Annotated in this window: 15 protein-coding genes; 3 read left to right on the top strand and 12 right to left on the bottom strand. The window is 49.5% G+C overall.

Features of this window, described 5'->3' with window-relative positions; genetic code table 11:
- Positions 1–122: 122 nt before the first annotated feature.
- A complete protein-coding gene (locus QZN42_RS06460) occupies positions 123–1418 on the bottom strand; it encodes an ArsB/NhaD family transporter (RefSeq protein WP_296955563.1) in 1296 nt (431 codons plus the stop codon).
- A gap of 357 nt (positions 1419–1775) precedes the next feature.
- Here QZN42_RS06460 and QZN42_RS06455 point away from each other — a divergent pair, with 357 nt between their 5' ends.
- From QZN42_RS06455 to QZN42_RS06445, 3 genes are all read left to right on the top strand, one after another.
- Positions 1776–2351 (top strand): hypothetical protein, encoded by a 576-nt coding sequence (locus QZN42_RS06455; protein ID WP_296955561.1) that lies wholly within the window; start codon positions 1776–1778, stop codon positions 2349–2351.
- A 274-nt stretch (positions 2352–2625) separates the two neighbouring features.
- On the top strand, positions 2626–3081 hold the full coding sequence (locus QZN42_RS06450) for a hypothetical protein (RefSeq protein WP_296955558.1): 456 nt from the start codon (positions 2626–2628) through the stop codon (positions 3079–3081).
- A gap of 120 nt (positions 3082–3201) precedes the next feature.
- Entirely contained in the window at positions 3202–4014 is an 813-nt protein-coding gene (locus QZN42_RS06445; protein WP_296955555.1) for a TIGR02452 family protein, read from the top strand.
- 2391 nt (positions 4015–6405) lie between these two features.
- Here QZN42_RS06445 and QZN42_RS06440 read toward each other — a convergent pair.
- The 11 genes from QZN42_RS06440 to QZN42_RS06390 form a co-directional block, all read right to left on the bottom strand.
- Positions 6406–8469 (bottom strand): transglycosylase domain-containing protein, encoded by a 2064-nt coding sequence (locus tag QZN42_RS06440; protein ID WP_296955552.1) that lies wholly within the window; start codon positions 8467–8469, stop codon positions 6406–6408.
- A gap of 538 nt (positions 8470–9007) precedes the next feature.
- Positions 9008–9574, bottom strand: coding sequence for a GTP cyclohydrolase I (gene folE, locus QZN42_RS06435; RefSeq protein WP_296955549.1), 567 nt, complete (start codon positions 9572–9574; stop codon positions 9008–9010).
- Entirely contained in the window at positions 9575–10258 is a 684-nt protein-coding gene (gene queE / locus QZN42_RS06430) for a putative 7-carboxy-7-deazaguanine synthase QueE (protein WP_296955546.1), read from the bottom strand.
- Positions 10248–10577, bottom strand: a complete 330-nt coding sequence (queD, locus tag QZN42_RS06425) for a 6-carboxytetrahydropterin synthase QueD (protein ID WP_296955543.1) — start codon at positions 10575–10577, stop codon at positions 10248–10250. Before queD ends, queE begins: the two co-directional genes overlap by 11 nt.
- Before the next feature lie 419 nt (positions 10578–10996).
- Positions 10997–11728 (bottom strand): 7-cyano-7-deazaguanine synthase, encoded by a 732-nt coding sequence (locus QZN42_RS06420; protein ID WP_296955540.1) that lies wholly within the window; start codon positions 11726–11728, stop codon positions 10997–10999.
- Between the two features lie 697 nt (positions 11729–12425).
- On the bottom strand, positions 12426–13349 hold the full coding sequence (locus tag QZN42_RS06415; RefSeq protein ID WP_296955537.1) for an alpha/beta hydrolase: 924 nt from the start codon (positions 13347–13349) through the stop codon (positions 12426–12428).
- Between the two features lie 670 nt (positions 13350–14019).
- Positions 14020–14322, bottom strand: coding sequence for a hypothetical protein (locus tag QZN42_RS06410; RefSeq protein WP_296955534.1), 303 nt, complete (start codon positions 14320–14322; stop codon positions 14020–14022).
- A gap of 69 nt (positions 14323–14391) precedes the next feature.
- On the bottom strand, positions 14392–15153 hold the full coding sequence (locus QZN42_RS06405) for a TM2 domain-containing protein (RefSeq protein ID WP_296955532.1): 762 nt from the start codon (positions 15151–15153) through the stop codon (positions 14392–14394).
- Between the two features lie 174 nt (positions 15154–15327).
- The gene (locus QZN42_RS06400) at positions 15328–15831 is read right to left on the bottom strand and encodes an ester cyclase (protein ID WP_296955530.1); all 504 of its coding nucleotides are present in this window, start codon (positions 15829–15831) and stop codon (positions 15328–15330) included.
- A 276-nt stretch (positions 15832–16107) separates the two neighbouring features.
- A complete protein-coding gene (gene ygiD, locus QZN42_RS06395; protein WP_296955528.1) occupies positions 16108–16887 on the bottom strand; it encodes a 4,5-DOPA dioxygenase extradiol in 780 nt (259 codons plus the stop codon).
- A 1-nt stretch (position 16888) separates the two neighbouring features.
- The gene (locus QZN42_RS06390) at positions 16889–17227 is read right to left on the bottom strand and encodes a MoaF-related domain-containing protein (RefSeq protein ID WP_296955526.1); all 339 of its coding nucleotides are present in this window, start codon (positions 17225–17227) and stop codon (positions 16889–16891) included.
- Between the last annotated feature and the right edge of the window lie 169 nt (positions 17228–17396).

Raw genomic sequence — 17396 nt, 5'->3', positions numbered from 1 at the left:
ACTAACCCCGACAATCCCCGATTCAAAAGTATACCCTCATCCGGTTTCCTTTACAGAAAAAGCCCCACCAGCGGCGGGGCATAAAAAAACTGCCCATAAAGAGCAGTTTTTTATTTCTACAATTACAGTCCTGCCAGCATGAAGTAGCGGACTTCGATATAAATGGTACCAATAATCAGGGAGAGGATCATCATCGGGAAGCACCATTTCATGAAACGGCCATAGGAGATGTAGTGACCTTCTTTGGCTGCGATAGCGATCATGATAACGTTCGGGGATGCGCCGATGGAAGTACCGTTGCCGCCGTAGCAGGCGCCTACGGAAAGTGCCCACCACATGTAGTCTGCATGAGCGAGGCCCATGAGCTGCTGCATATCTTTGATCAGAGGAATCATGGTTGCGGTGAACGGAATGTTATCGATGAAGGCAGATGCCAGACCGGAAATCCAGAGGATGAGGAAGGTAATCAGGTGATGATCTCCGCCTGCGAGGTTGACGCCCCACTTAGCGATGGCATTGATGACGCCTGCTTTTTCAAGACCGCCGACCAGGATAAAGAGACCCATGAAGAAGAAGAGTGTATCCAGGTCAATTTCTTTCATCGCATCATCCGGGTTGATTCCGCAGACCAGCATGGCAACGACTGCGCCGGTCATGGCGATGGTTGCGGTATCGAGGCCGAAGTGTGCGTGGCCGATGAAGCCGAGGATGGTGAGACCCAGTACGGTAAGGGACCGGTTGAAGAGCTTTCTGTCTTCTACAGCACCCATCACATCAATCTTATCCACTTCTTCCTGCGGCATATTGCCATGGGGCAGTTCCTTGCGGAAGAGCCAGATGATGCAGCACAGAGTCATGAATACGGTGATAATGGCCAGTGGACCGGTATTTTCAGTGAAGTCAAGGAAATTCAGATGGGTTGCGGAACCGATCATGACGTTTGGCGGATCGCCGACCATCATACCGGAACCACCGACGTTACACATAAAGATTTCTGCGACCAGAAGAGGTACCGGATTCAATTTCAGCATACGGCAGAGAGAAATGGTGAGCGGTGCAATCAGGAGAGCTGCGGTAACTGCATCCAGGAAGGATGCGGAAACAGCAGTAACTACGGAAAGCAGCACCAGAAGCATACGGGGCGAACCCTTCGATTTCTTCATGGTCCACAATGCTACCACGCGGAAGAAACCGGATTTCTTGACAACGGAAATCAGGATCATCATGCCTGCCAGGAGGCCCAGGGTATTCCAGTCGATAAATTCTTTGAACGCTTCGTGTTCAGTCAGGAATCCGAAGTAAATCATCGCACCGCCGCCAATGAGCGAGCAGATGGTTCTCGGAACCTTTTCCGCCATAATTCCACCATAGGTGAGGAGGAAGATGACGATGGCCAGATAAAATTGGAAATTACTCATAATCCAAACTCCTCTCACTGCCCTGAAAAACAAAGGGCTTTTTCATCGGCTCCTTCTGCCGTCCTTCGGGCCCTTCCCTTCCGAAAATGCAGACGTGACAAACCGACAAATTGACATTACACTGCTTGATAGTTTTATTTTAACACAATGCATAGCCAAAATAAATAATCAAATTCACTTGAATTTACTAAAAAATGTATAGATTAAAGTTTATGATTACAATAAATCATTTTTATTACCTATGATTACATGAAAGACGAGGCGCTCTGGACCGAGGAAATCATCCTCCATCCATACATTTCAAAAGCGTTTCCCTCATTTGCGCGATATAATGAAAAGAGAAAGAAGGCCTTACCCATGGAAATGAATTCATTGAAAGAAATGATTGCCGGCCAGTTTTCCCTGGCCCTGGGCGCTTTATTTTATACATTCTGGTGGCTTTCTGCCTTTAAGCCCGGCGAAAATACGGGCTGGACCGGAGGGATTTCGGGAATCTTACTTTTACTTCTTGCCATTTCCGGCCTGGGAGGCGTGGGAATCACCATCATGGGCATCTGTGAACTGCCTCTTCCCTCCTCCTGGCCGGGCGGCGGGCTGCTCTCCCTCATGGCGCTGGCTGCCTACCTGATCCTGCTCCTTATTTCCACAAAAATCTTCGGCCGCATCCCTACTACGGAACTCATCCTCATCGCAGGATGGGCTCTCCTTGAAATCATGGCTCTCGGCACTCTTTCCGAAGCAGGGCTCCTGTCCGGCCGTTTTCTGACAGCTGCCGCTTTCCTCATAGCCGCGGCCACCTTTTTTGCTTTTATCTCTTACATGGTGTATTACAGAATCGATGAAGAAACGGCCTATATCCTGGGCGCTCTCCCGCTCCTTGCAGACGGAGCCGTATGCGCCTTTCTGGGAATGACAGCAGCCGCCCATATATAACCCGGCTCTCTCCGGGGCCGGACAATAGGCCGGATGACTGAAATTTATAAAGTAATCTGAAGGCCTGCATCTTTCGACAGCGGGCCATTTTTTATACACAGTTCTCACTGAAAATGGAAATTTTTATTAAAAGGCCCGCCAAAGCCGCTAACTGATAACCATATTTCCAAAAGTTTTTAAAATATGATTTCCATTTTTGTACGCCTCTCTTTCCCTTCCCTTCCTTTATAAGCTATAATAAAAGTAGAAATTTATGAGAAATGAGGAACACTCTATGATCAAACTGCTTTTTATTTCCCATACCGGCAGCGGTGAACCGCCGATGGCGGAATTTATCATGAAAGACCTGGTAAAAAAGGCCGGTCTGGAAGAAAAAATCTACGTCTCTTCCGCCCGTTTTGAAAAAGAAGGCGGAGCCCTCTGCAAAGAAGGGCAGGATGTCCTCACTGCTCATGATGTGCCCTGCAATCCGAGGCAGGCGCTGCCCCTGGAATGGAAGACTTACGATCAGTATGATTACATCTACTTTATGGATAACCTGCAGGATCCCCGCATTTTCAACACTCTGGGCGGTGATGTGGATGACAAACTTCGTCTCCTTTCTTCCGCTTACGGTGATGATAGCGGAATTTCCAATCCCTATGGCCGCGGCTCTTTTGAAAAAGCTTACGACCAGTCGGAAAAGGCCTGCCGGATCCTGGTCAGGAAATTCAGGGACTGGGTGAAATGAGAGTTTTTAGTTTTTAGCGGTTAGTGATTAGTTCGTAGAGGCCCGCCGGAAGGGAACGGGTCTTTTGTTTTATTTTATCCGCGGGTATGGAAATACCCTTTTATTTCCGGGAGGTTCATCTTGGATTACGCGAAAAATCAGGCTGTTGCGAAGGAAAATCATGAAATTCTCCGGAAAGGGCTGTACGAAACGGCTGATGGAAAGGCCTGGAGTTTCCGCCATTCTCTGACAGAGCTCGAACAGGCGGAAGTGTACCTCCCCGGAAATCTGGAAATCCTGGCAGAAGAAGTGAAAAAGCTCCCCCGCACCGGGGCCGGACGGATTTCCGTGGTGGAAGGAGATACCATGGACCATGCGGGAGAAGGGGTCCTCAACTTTGCCAATGCCTACGAAGCAGGCGGCGGCTACCTCTGGGGCGCGGTGTCCCAGGAAGAATGCCTCTGCCGGGAAAGCACGCTCTATGCATCCCTCTCTTCCGGGGAGGGCTCCAGGCTCTATGCCTATAACCGCTCCCTTTCGGGACTCGAATCGGACGGCATGATTTTTTCTCCGAATGTGGAAATATTCCGAAAGAGTCAGGATGAGGATTATGTCCTTTTCGGGCCGCCCCGGGAGACATCCGTCGTCACCCTGGCAGCGCCGGACCTCCGCGGACCGGCCAGACACCTAGCCCCTTATGAAATACGGGCCATCCGCCTCAGACGGATCCGGTATACCCTCTCCCTCTTTGCCTCCAAAAGATGCCGGACCATTACGCTTGGCGCCTGGGGCTGCGGAGTATTCGGCCACGACCCTTATGACGTGGCTGATGATTTCCATACGGTCCTCATGTATGAAGATATGAAAAACCTCTTTGATGAAATCATCTTTGCCGTATGGTGCGGAAATGACAAGAAAAATCTTCTTGCCTTTCAGGAAACGTTTGGGAAATAGGAATCTCGTTCTTTGTTCCTCGTTCTTCGTGAAGGAGTGCCCTGAAAGGGCACTTTTTATATGGAAAACTATACGTGGTCATCTTTTGAATCGGGGATTGTCGGGAATGGTTTCGGGGATGTCGGGATTATCGGGGAGGTGGCGCCCTTCGGGCGCAAGTTTCAGATATGGCCTTCGGCCCCATCTGCGATGAATACGATTTTTCTCATATGTACAGGTCGTCCTCCCAGCCGTGCCAGAACCCTCCTAATGAGAAGAGCCTCCTGACTTACGATAGAGTCATCTATTCCGGATACCTTTCATCAGTCAGCCTTATATGTGCCTTGTAAGTGCAATAAAAATAATACTGGCGGACTTTATGAATTGTGTCCGCCACCTTCCCGACCACCCCGATAATCCCGAGAACCCCGACAACCCCGCACCAAAAGTTTTTATTTCTATAGTTATCTTCTTCGAAATTCTTATTCCTCAAATATAACCGGCGGACTTTATGAATTGTGTCCGCCACCTTCCCGACCACCCCGATAATCCCGAGAACCCCGACAACCCCGTACCAAAAGTTTTTATTTCTATAGTTATCTTCTTCGAAATTCTTATTCCTCAAATATAACCGGCGGACTTTATGAATTGTGTCCGCCACCTTCCCGACCCCCCGATAATCCCGAGAACCCCGACAACCCCGTACCAAAAGTTTTTATTTCTATAGTTATCCTAATCAAAAGCCGTATAATTTCTTTTTCATAAGTCTGTCAAGGAAATTTCAATAAGGAAAAACCACCGATGAAACCGCACTTTTTAACTTTGTTCCATGAAAAAGGGTGACAATTGTCTTTTATATTTCTATAAAAGATGTATAATATAGACAGGCTATGGTGAAAAGTATGTTTCCCCATACTGTTCCGCGGATTGTTTTCATCCGCCTTCGAGGGTGCCCCGGCTTTGTTTTCCCGGTTTCGTCGTCCGGGGACTTCATCGTCCGGATCGCCTGAAAAGTGATGAAAATACATCCAATGAGGCTGTGCCTCCGAATTTTTTTCGACTGTGAGGTCCCGCGGCTGACTCCGGGCCGGCTTCCAAGAGCTGGTTGGAGGGCCTGGTCCCTGAATCGGGCGATGGACCTGCCGCCATGGAAATGTCATTTCGTTAACTGTTACAGAATTTCCCGGCGGATTCAATTTCACAAAAGGCAGGAAAGAGGTCTTCTTCCCGGTCCCAAAGCCAATTGCCGGATGTATCGGCAAAAAGCGGCGGAAAAGGAAAAGAAGGGTGCCTTTGCCATCCGGGCATCTGCGATCCCGCCCCGCACGAAGTCAGTGTTTTTGTGAAAGAGACATATTCAGTATGCTGACCCGCTTTTCTTCAGAACCTGGCTGTGGTACTGCAGCCGCAGGTTCGTGAAAGCGCACTTCTTTCCTTTCCTGCAGGAATTCTCCATGTACCTCCTGAGCGAACCATAAATCTATGGTTCCCTGACTTAGATCATTCTGAACACTCCAAAAATACAAATCCCCCTGACGGCCGCCATCCGTCAGGGGGATTTTAAATAAGAAACAGGGGAAACACTCCAAATATCCATGGTTGAAAAAGCATTTCGGGACTCGAAATCAGGCTGAATTTCCCCTCCGGGATTTATAAATGCATCTTGCGATATTACATAGAAAAATTTTATATAATATTTTCAAAAATAAATTTCACTTTTTGTACTATATAAACGGAGGCAGGAGAAAGGGCCCCTGAGAAATCCTTCATAAACCCGGATGTACACCATCGATCGAACCGGGCGGAAGGATGGATCCGATGATTTTCTCCCGCCTCTGTGCCGGCACAAAGCAAAATAAAATCCCCGGTCAGAAGACAAAAACTCCTGATTCCAGTCCTTCCCGGATGCAAACTTCAAAGACCACCTCCGTCATACGGCAGCTCCGATTTCTGCGTGTTCCAGGTCTATGTCCCTGCTATCCGTGGAACCATACTGCCCCAAACAGGACCCCGGTCAGACGACCGGGGATTTTTTGCGTTCTATAAAAAAGTCCATTCCCCCGCCTGTGCAAAACCCCATATAAAAAAATCGTGCCGCATCAGCGGCACACCTTCACGAATCACGAATCACGAAATCTCGGGCTTGACGCATCCGGGGCTCGCCGCAGTGAGGCTGACCCACGAATACCGTTTGTGACTCATTCCGCAAAACGGACAAATGTCTCCAATCAATCCGCCTGCGTACAGTCCCCCCCAAAAAAGCGGCAGCGCATCAGCGCTGCCACCTTCACGAACCACGAATCACGAATCACGAAATCTTGGGATTGACGCATCCGGGGCTCGCCGCAGTGAGGCTGACCCACGAATACCGTATGTGACTCATTCCGCAAAACCGACAAATGTCTCACAAAACTAATTCGTCTTCTTTCCCTGGCCTTCTACCGGTTTTGTGATTTTGCCGGCAATGCGGTCGAGGAGTTTATTTCCTTTTTTAGCCTTTTCAGCTTTTTTCTTTTCGTCTTCTTTCTTCTTCGCTTCTTCAGCTGCTTTGGCTGCGGCGGCTGCCCGGGCTTTGGCCATTTCATTTCTTACGGAAGCTGGGATATTGAATCCTTTTTCTCGGTAGTTCCGAAGGGCTTCTTTCATATAGTCTCTCCAGATGGCTGCCGGAACGGTACCGCCTGTATAGCCGGCGTTTGTATTCGTATCGTCGCCAATCCATACGGCCGTCACGAGGCTCGGAGTATATCCTACAAACCATGCATCGTGTTCATCGTCCGTAGTCCCTGTCTTGCCTGCCGCAGACCGCCCGATATAGGCATTTCCGCCGGTGCCCCGGGAAATAACTTCTTCCAGGATGGAGGTGAGGCGGTAAACCGCATTTTCACTGACTACCTGTTTGTATTCCGGTTTTGCGGAATGGTCTTCGAGGATATTTCCATTCCGGTCCACCACTTTGAGGATGGCAATCGGTTCTACCAGTTTGCCGTTATTGGCAAATACGCTGTAGGCTTTGGCCATATCGTAGACGGATACGCCGTTGGTGAGACCGCCGATGGAAGCTGCCAGGTTGTTATCGGTGGATTTCCCGTCTTTGACAAGGGTGGAAATACCGCAGGCTTCGGCCAGTTTCAGGACTTTTCCCATGCCCACTTCATTGGCCAGGTCGATGGTGGGGATGTTCATGGAATGAACGAGGGCTTCTTCCAGGGTGACTTTGCCGCCGGAAGTGCCGCCGTAGTTCTTCGGGGTCCAGCCGCCGGGATAAGTCTTCTTTTCATTGCTTACCGTATCGTAGGGGCTGAATTTATTTTCAAAAGCGGTGACATAGACGAAAGGCTTGAAGGAGGAGCCCGGCTGACGGACCATCTGGACCGCGCGGTTGAAGTGGTCTTCGCCGCGGCCGCCTACCATGGCTTTGATATGGCCGGTACCCACTTCGATGGAGAGGAGGGCGCCCTGGGGCTGAGTGAGTCCCTTATTGTCTTTGGAGCCCTGCGGAAGATCGGCTTTGAGAGCTTTTTCTGCTTCTTTCTGCATGTCCAGGTTCAGGGTGGTGTACACCTGGAGTCCTTCTTTGTAGATGGCATCGGAATCGTATTTATCGCTGATTTCCTGAATGACGTAGTTGATGAAATAGGACGCCGCCCGGGAAGTTGCGCTGCCGGACTGGGGTTTGGCGAGGTGCAGGTCCGCTTTTTTCGCAGCTTCTGCATCAGCCTGGGAAATATACCCGTACTTGGCCATCTGGTCGAGGACGATGGCCTGGCGGTATTTGGCTGCTTCTACACTGCGGAATGGAGAGTAGTAGTTCGGGCTGTTCGGAAGGCCTGCGAGCATGGCGCACTGCGGAAGGGTCAGATCTTTCACATCTTTGTCGAAATAGACGCGGGAGGCGGTCTGGATGCCGTAGCAGCCCTGACCGAAGTAAATCTGGTTCATGTACATTTCAAGAATCTGTTTCTTGGTGTACTTGCTTTCAATTTCAAGAGCCAGCACCACTTCGAGAAGTTTTCTCTTGATGGTCTGTTCCTGTGTGAGGAAAGCGTTGCGGGCCAGCTGCTGGGTGATGGTGGAACCACCCTGACCGGTGGCATTCCGGGTAATGAGGTTCGACCAGATAGCGCGGAGAATCCCTCTGGGGTCCACCCCGTGATGTTCATAGAAACGCACATCTTCTGCAGCCACGAAGGCATTCTGCAGATTCTGGGGCACTTCTTTGATGGAAACGGGAATACGGTTTTCCTCTGCATGGACGGTCGTGATGAGCCGCCCCTTTTCATCATAAATGCGGGAAGACGCGTTGGGCTGGATGTTGGTGGTCACATCCGGAAGATTTCCGGTGACGGAAACAAGGAAACCTGCCGTAGCCCCGGCCCCCGCAATGAGGACGATAACCAGAAGAAATACGATGACCTTCGTGAAGAAGGAAGATTTCTTCTTTGGCCGGACACGGCGAATATCTGAATTCTTCATAGAACTTCTCCTTATACAATCAACCCTTTTCCCACTTTTGAAAGGGAATCGAGGTATATATTTATATTATTATACCATAGGTAAAAAAGAATTCTGTAAAAAGTGGGAATTAGAATCGATTTAATGGATGACGACTGCGAATTCCGGGTTTTCTTTTACCATTTTCGAAAGCGGGGCCTTCGGGTCATGAGCCCGGACATTCGAGGCATTCAGGCTGGCTGCTTTTCTACATTTTCCCCTCACCCGCCTTGCAGGAACTCCCCGAGAATGAGTTTACCTTTTAGCTCATTTTCGACTTGAACGAGAGTCCAGCCCCTCCGGCCGCTGCGCGTCCTGCCCGAACTTCGGGGAGGCTTACCCATCCGCATAGCCTGCTTCAGTGTCACTTGATAGCACAGGATACGTGATTTTCAACCCCGCCTGTGCATAGTCCCCATTAAAAAAGTGCCGCATCAGCGGCACACCTTCACGAATCACGAATCACGAACAACGAATAACGACCAGCTGATGAAGCACTCTGCCATTAGCTGACTGTTAATCACTTCAACACCATATTCATAAATTCATTCCGAAGAGCGCTCTCGGTGCCAAAAGCGCCGGAAGAAGCGATGGTCCTGGTCCTTGTACCCGGCTTTTTGATGCCCCGGGCGGTCATGCAGGAGTGTTCGCCTTCAATGTAGACGATCACATCGTCGGAATGGGTGACCATTTTCATCACGTCCCGTATATCGGTGCCGATCCGTTCCTGCAGCTGGAAGCGCTTGGACACGGCATCAGCAATTCTTGCGATTTTGGAAAGGCCGATGACCCGTCCGTGAGGAATGTAGCCCACGGCCACTTTCATATTGTACATGAGGGCGATGTGGTGTTCGCAGTGGGAAAAAATCGGAATGTCCTTCACCACCACCATGTCGTTTTCCGGAGTGGCGAAGGTTTTTTCAAATTCTCTCGCAATTTCTTCATTGGATACGTCGTTATAGGCAAATTGTTCCGCCATCATATCGGCAAAGCGCTTCGGCGTTTCAAGCAGGCCTTCACGGGCCGGGTCATCCCCTACGGCCTCGATGATGAGCCTTGCCGCCTGTTCCAGTTTTTTCAGATCCATTTATACGCCCCTCCTGTCCGGGTCCCAGATGATTTTATGAAGCTGCACCTGGACGGTCACGTCCTGCAGCTGATTATTTCTTACAAATTCCACAAGCTCCGCCGGGCGGATTCTGCCCCACACGGGACTTACGTAGAACCGGGGATCGTTATTTCCATGGAAATATGTCTCAATGACTTCCTTCATTTCTAGGAGGTCTTTTTTTGTGCTCACCACGAATTTCAGGACGTCCTTCTTTCCAAGAAGCTTGAAATTATGGAGGTCCATGGCTTCCTTCATGCCGCTTCCGCTGCATTTATAGTCCATGGTATAAAAAGTGCCCGCCGGACGCTCCCGGTAGAGGGGGACGGCACCGTTTGTCTCGATATTATTTTCATAGCCCTCTTTCCCCAGCCGGTCCAGGAGATGGTAGAGAGGGTGAAGGAGCGGTTCTCCGCCGGTAAAGGTCAGCCGCTTCCAGGGAAAACTTCTGATTTTCTCATAGAGCGCATCCTCTGTCAGCGCTTCCGCCGTATCCTCAAGAGAAAGAGAATACTTCGTATCGCAGTAATTGCAGCGGAGATTGCAGCCGGCAAGGCGGATGAAAGTGGCCATGAGGCCGGTCCTCTTTCCTTCGCCGTCGATGGAATCGAATATTTCAGTTACATGGAAATATCCGTCATCATAGGTATATTTATTTCTCATAGGTCGCTACATTGCCCTCTGTTTCCTGCACGGATACGCGGATGCACTTTGGGATTCTGTCGCAGAGCCATTTGGCCATATTTTCGGCCGTAGGATTGATGTCTCCCAGTACATCATTGATCACATGGTGGTCAAACTGGTTCACGATTTCCTTGATTTTCGAGAAATCCACCACCATTCCATTTTTGTCGAGAGTCTCGCTTTGGACAGTGACAGTGATGATCCAGTTATGGCCATGCAGGTTCGTGCACTTGCTTTCATAATCAAGATGGAGGAAATGGGCTCCGGATACTTCTATGCGTTTCGTTACGGTGAACATATTGTTCCTTTCATTTAGCGATAATTATGGTTTGTGTCATTGCGGGGTGAATCGGATTGCGGATTGGGGATTTCGGATTGCGGGAAGGATATGGTTTCCCTTCGGGAAACCAATTTTTTGTAGTGCGCTTCGCGCACGGCCTTTGGCTCTCACATATCGTTTTTAACGATCGTATGACCCCTTCGGGTGCCCTGACCGGGGGAGGAGAGGAAATTCGTGGGCTGATGGATGACTTTGGAGAAAATGGGCTTTCAACTTCGACTGTGCAGAGTCCCCATATATAATCGCGCCGCATCAGCGGCGCACCTCCCCGCACCCCGCATCCCGAAATTTCGAAGGTGCATCAAGCGGGGCGTGCCGTAGTGAGGCTAATTCCCGAATACCGAAGTAGTCTCAGGCCATGGTATCTGACAGATGACTCAATTAAGAGCCGGATCCTTGACTCCGTTTGCCGCGAAGGCAGCTGCCCGGTCGATGCAGGTGCCGCAGGTGCCGCAGGGTTTATCTCCCCCTTCGTAGCAGCTCCAGGTGAGTTCATAGGGCGTGTGCAGTTTGAGACCCGTGGCCACGACTCCTGCTTTATTCATATCGGCAAAGGGGAAGACCAGATGGACTTTCCCGTAGGTGCCAATCGTTATCGCATCGTTCATGGCTTTCAGGAAGGGTTCGCTGCAGTCCGCATAAGCGTCCCCTGCCGCATCATCTGCATGGGCACCGATATAAATGTCCACTTCTTCATTTTCAAAGAGGGACGCTGCGAGAGAAGCGGCGGTAGAAAGCATGAGGCCATTCCGGAAAGGCACGTAAGTGGCTACCTTTCCTGCGCCGTTCTCCGCAATCTGCTCTGCGTAGCTCTTGTGAACGATTTCTTCGGTGGAACCCGAGAGAAGGGAGCAGTTGGAATACTGAAAAATCTGGGACAGGTCGAATTCGTAATGTTTCAGGTGGTAGTACTCCGCCACCTTTCTCGCCGCCAGTATTTCCTTCTTGTGTTTCTGGCCATAAAAAATAGAAGCAGTCACAACATTGTCTGCTCCCAGTCTGTCCACAGCCAGGGATACGCAGGTGGTAGAATCCACGCCCCCGCTGGATAGGATAATCGCTTTTTTCATCTTTCCTCCTGTTTTTTTAAGTTGGTTAACAGATGACAACTGGGTATTGATTTGGAAATATTATACACTGTCTCTATGTGAATTGCAAAATTTTATATGAAGAGCCGCTAAAGTCCCGGGCAGCCGGGTCATGTATGGAAACTCCGATACGAAAAACTGTGCATTGGGGTTAATGGTTGGAATACTCTGATTGTGTAAGGAAATCTTCATTATGAAATACTGTGTATTGAGGTTAATGGGTAATGAGCCGGGAACTTTGATTGTTGAAAGGAAACTTCATTCTGAAAAACTGTACATTGAGGTTAATGGGTAATAGGCGGGGCACTCTGATTATGTAAAGGATACTTCTTTATGAAAAACTGTGCATTGAGGTTAATAGTTAATGGGCGGAATACTCTGATTGTATAAGGGACACTTCATTACGAAAAGCTGTACATCGGGGTTAATGGTTAATGGGCGGGCTCAACTGATTGTGTAAGGGATACTTCATTACGAAAAACTGTACATCGGGGTTAATGGTTAATGGACGGGACACTCTGATTATATAAAGGATACTTCATTTTGAAAACGGTGCAGGGGTAAAGGCTCCCTGTGCGGTTTCAAGGGGAAAGTTCTCCATCAAAAATGCGGCGCTTCTTATTTTGCGCCGCACTTTCACTTACCACTTAGCACTTACCGCTTATTACTTGCCACTAATCTGTCATTTAGAAATGAAGCCGGGTAGGGCTCCCTTGTCCTACATCCCAAGTGTCTCGTCCAGCGGTTCTTCGCAGAAGAGTTTCATGGCTCCTTCCGCCATTTTCACTCCTTCATGGGCAGCGCCAGGGACGATGCTCTTCTGCCAGCGGAAGGGGATGTTCAGTTCTTTCGCCTTTTCTTCGCAGGCTTTGAAATAGTTATTGCACCGCTCCATGCGGTTCATGCCCTGGGCATCGGCCTCGGGAGTATCGCGGAAAGGTTTCTTTCTGGAAATATCATTTCCTCCCATGAGCATGTACACGGGCCGGGAAAAGGCGCGGATGAAATCTCCTCTGGAAACGGGCAGATCTTTCATGCCGTAAGGATAGGCGATTTTTTCATCAGGCATGGTAAACCATCCCGAATTGGCGCAGATGATCGCATCCACCCGGGGATTATCGCCAAAGAGGGAGTAGCGGTGCATGAACTGTCCCCCTGCCGAATGACCGAAGAGGTACACCTTCCCTTTGCACCGGGTGCGCCGGCGGACGGATCCGATGACCCGGTCGATGGCGGAAAAAGTCCACTCATCTCTTGGCTGGATATGGCCTTCCTCTCCTTCCGCATCGGAAATATTTCCTTCCTGGTACCAGCGGGCACCGGGATATTTCTCCGCGCTAAACTTTGGCGAAGCGATGAGCATATTGTACTTCACCGCCAGCGGTTCCAGCCTCGTCCGGAATTTATCTCCCGTCCTCGTATAGCCGGGAAATGCGATGAATACGGGGTCCCCCTCGGACCAGGTGGGCGGGCGGTAATAATACACCTCCACCGGATCTTTATTGACACCGGTAGGTTCATCCATGAAGTACCGGCTTTCCCCCACCGTCAGGACGGGCTCCTTTTTCTTCTTTCTTGAAACCATGAACGCCCCGGCCGCCCCCACCACAAGGGCTGCCACCGCTTTCACCAGAAGATCCATAGAAACACCCCTTTTTAGAAATATGACTGATGACCAACTTTTAATTTTATTATAGCATGAAATATTTCCACTGCGGAATGTAGATTTGGAAATCCGAAACCGCTGAATAAAAAAGGGGGGGGGAATGGGAAAAGGGAAGGTATCCCTGCTGAGGCAGGGACGAGCTTATATGGGGTATTTGCACAGACGAGTTGAACAACCGGCAGAGCATTCCACCCGGTATCGATGGAATTCTTTAAACAGGATTTCTGCTATACGAAAAAGAACGCTGCGTTTCCCCGTTCCACGCGCCCGGTCGGGATTTTAACCCCGCCTGTGCAAAGCCCCCATAAAAAAATATTGGCTGCATCAGCAGCTAATCCTCCCCGCACCCCGCATCCCGAATCCCGAAATCTCGGAAATGTACTAAATGGTGCATGCCCGATACAGGGCTAACTCCCGAATACCGCAGCTGACTCAGGTCGTATATCTGACAATTGACTCCAATAAACCGCCTGTGCAAATTCCCCATTAAAAAATGCGGCGCATCAGCGCCGCCACCTTCCCGAGCCCCGAACCTCGAATCCCGAAATCTCGGAAATGTACTAAATGGTGCATGTCCGATACAGGGCTAACTCCCGAATACCGTAACTGACACAAACCGTATTATCTGACAGATGACTCAAATAAATCACCATTCAATCCACGTCAGCGCCTTTTCCAGTTCATAAAAGCTCTTTCCATCCCAGAGGATATCCTCACAGAGATGGTCAAGCACATCATCGGGATCGTCGGATTCATAATTGTACACCAGTTCCATGAATTCCTCGAAAGGTTCCCTGGTGAACCGGTATTTCTCCACGCTTACGCTGTAGGTGTGGCGGCCGGGGTGATATTTCAGTCCCGAAAACCGGTACACGTAGCCCCGGTGCCGGACGGATGCTTCTCCGTCATTCATATAATCGATAAATTCATCTGCGTCTCCGCCCTGCATGATCTGTCTCCTTTACAATGGGCCAGGCCCCTTCTTTTATTTCCACCTTACCATGTTTTTCCGCTGATTTCAACGGGATGGTCCTGAAACAGGAAATTTCGGCGCCCCAAGATACACTTTTTCCGCCATTCTTTCATTGGCTTCATCCACCAGGAGGGGCATCCGGTACAGGTCGAAGAACATCCAGAGGAAACAGCCTCCCAGAGTCAAAAGGTAGAGGATATTCCGCTTCGGATTTCCCAGATAGAAATAATGAAGGCCGAAGACCCAGGCAGTCATCGCTTTCCGGAACTGTTTCTTCGCCGGCAGATGATGGGCCATGTACCGTTCCTCTTCTTTGGGAAGCATGAAAATCCAGTAAGGGTAGCCCTGCTGATAACTGAAAAGAAGGCCCGCTGCCATTTCATAGAGTTTGTGAACCCTGCGGGCCCTGGTGAGCAGGTCCTTTTCCCTTCCGGCTTCCTCCATTTCCTTCCGGAAAGCTTCCGGATTTTCCGTCATCGGCACGGCCTCCTCGATCTGGGGAAGCATGTCCATGGCCGTATTCGTAAAAAACTCACCGGCTCCCGCCTGGTACCATTTATCCATCACCGGACGGACTGCACTGTAATCGGTGAGCATCACCAGGTCATTGGAAAGGAAATCCCGGAAATCGTCGAAATCTTCCTGCTGTTTCTCAGGGTCTCCTTCTTCCCTTTCCAGATGAAAAGTCCCCGCTTCCTGCCCATTCCGCACACGCAGGGCCGCAGCCCTGTCAATGGTCTCACTTTTTTCATCAATCGAAAGGATGAGGATGGTATAATTCTTCACCCGCCTGCGGATATAGCCCATGGATTTCCCTCCTTTCCCCAAAGTTCCTGTAATCGATTCTATTATAACATAAGGGTATAGAGAAAGTTTCAGCGTATTTCCGGAAAGGCAGGAGAAAATAAGACTCTCCCTTGACAGCCACGGTCCACGTAAAAATCCCAAGCAAAAAGCCGCCCGAAAGGTGCGGCTTTTTCATTAGAACATGGTATTGTTATTTTCCGCCTTTTCAGGAACATCCTGGATGATATCCCAGTGTTCCACGATTTTCCCGTTTTCCACACGGAAAATATCGACGGCAGACTGTCCCCTGTCTGATTCATTCATTTTGATATGGTTATGGATGAAAACCAGGTCCCCATCGGCAGCCACCCTTTTAATTTCCGCCGTGCTTTCCGGGAATTCTTTCAGGAATCCGATAATGGCCGTCCTGAAAGCTTCCTTTCCATCCGCAAATCCCGGGCTGTGCTGGGTGTAAACATCGCCTACCGCCGTATCGATGATAGAAGCATTGTGCTTGTTGAAAACTTCATTCCAGAAATTGACCACCAGTGCCTTATTCGCCTCATCCTGTCTTTCCTTCTGAAGTTTGGAAATCATTCCATTGTCCCGGATAGGTGGAAAGGCATGGGCCTCGCTCCCCAGGGCAGGAACCATGACAAAAGAGGCAGCTGCCAGAGCAGCAATCAATAATTTTTTCATACAAATCTCCTTTCAGAAATTATTTTATTTGATATCCGTTATCAATATAGCAGATTGGGAAACTTTTGAAAAGAGGAAACTTAATAAGCCCTCATTATATGATTAAGCATATCGAATATTTCCCGCCTGCGTACATTCCCATCCAAAAAGGGCGGCGCATCAGCGCCGCACCTCCCCGAGCCCCGCGCCCCGAAATCTCGGAAATGACAAGAATGGGGCGTGCCGTGGTGAGGCTAAGACCCGAATACCGATATTGACTGAGACCGCAGTATCTGCCTAATGACTCCAGACAAATCCCGTCATCGCCATGGAGCCCAGGTTGCAGACATCGTTGAAAACTTCCGCCTTGTCCCCTTCAGCAGCTCCCAGTGTATAGAGGATAGGAAGGTAATGGTCCGGAGTCGGTACCGCATAATCAGCGGAAGGTCCCTTTTCATAATCGATCAGGGCCTTTGTATTTCCTTTGGCCACTGCTTTCTTTACGTAATCATTGAAAGCATAGGCCATGGGAGTCCCGCCTTCATTGTCCCATTCCACTCTTCTCAGGTTATGGACTACATTTCCGCTTCCGAAAACGAGGTATCCTTCGTCCCGGAGAGCCGAGAGTTTCTTTCCGATTTCAAAATTTTCCGAAGGCTTTGCCTGACCGTCCACGGAGAGCTGGACTACCGGGATGTCTGCTTTTGGAAACATATGGGTGAGGACGGTCCAGGTACCGTGGTCAATGCCCCAGGAATTATCTTCCTTCACGATCTTTCCCAGAAGTTCCATCACTCTTTCGGAAAGGGGAAGGTATCCTTTGACCGGATATTTCACTTCGTACAGTTCCTTTGGGAAACCATACATATCGTACACCTGCTTCGGCACGGGAGCGGTCTGGATCCAGCTCCCTCTCGTATACCAGTGGGCGGAAACAGCCAGGATGGCCTTTGGTTTTCCGTATTCGGAAATGACCTTTTTTCCGATTTTCTTCATACCTTCCGTAATGTCATTCTGTTCCAGCGCGATCATGGGTGACCCGTGGCCGGAGAAAATGACGGGCATCCGTTTTCCCATATTAAACCTCCTCTACGGTAAATGTGCCTTTGTGAAGAATCCTTGCCCTCTTTCCGAAGGCATTCTCATCATTCCATGTCATAAAGGCAGAAACCTTCCCGCTTTCGAAATCAAGAAGCTGGGAGAGTACAGTGCCCGGGCCTTCTACCCAGTTCACAAAGTACAGACCGTCCCTGATTTCCAGGACTTCATATTTTTCCTCCTCCTGCGTGACAGCAATGGATTCCCCCAGCGCTTTCCAGGAAAGAATCCCCTCCACCGGATACACGATGGTAAATGCAAAACCCGATTCATAACGGACAGTCAGTTTCTTTCCCTTTACGCGATCAAAAAATGTCATGATGTGCCTCCTATTTTATACATATATAAAATAAATAACTGATTTGGAAATATGGATGTGCCGGCAGTTCATAGTTAATGGCAATGTCATTAACTTAAGAAATTCATAAAATAGTTCAAGTACGCATCGAAAGGTGCGTGCTTTTTTGTGCAAAAAAGTCGAAAAAAAT

Origin of the sequence: uncultured Dialister sp. (genome assembly GCA_900314595.1) — a bacterium.
Taxonomy (GTDB): Bacteria; Bacillota; Negativicutes; order Veillonellales; family Dialisteraceae; genus Dialister.
Note: the sequence above shows the minus strand (reverse complement) of the source record. Positions and strands in the feature narration are given on the sequence as shown.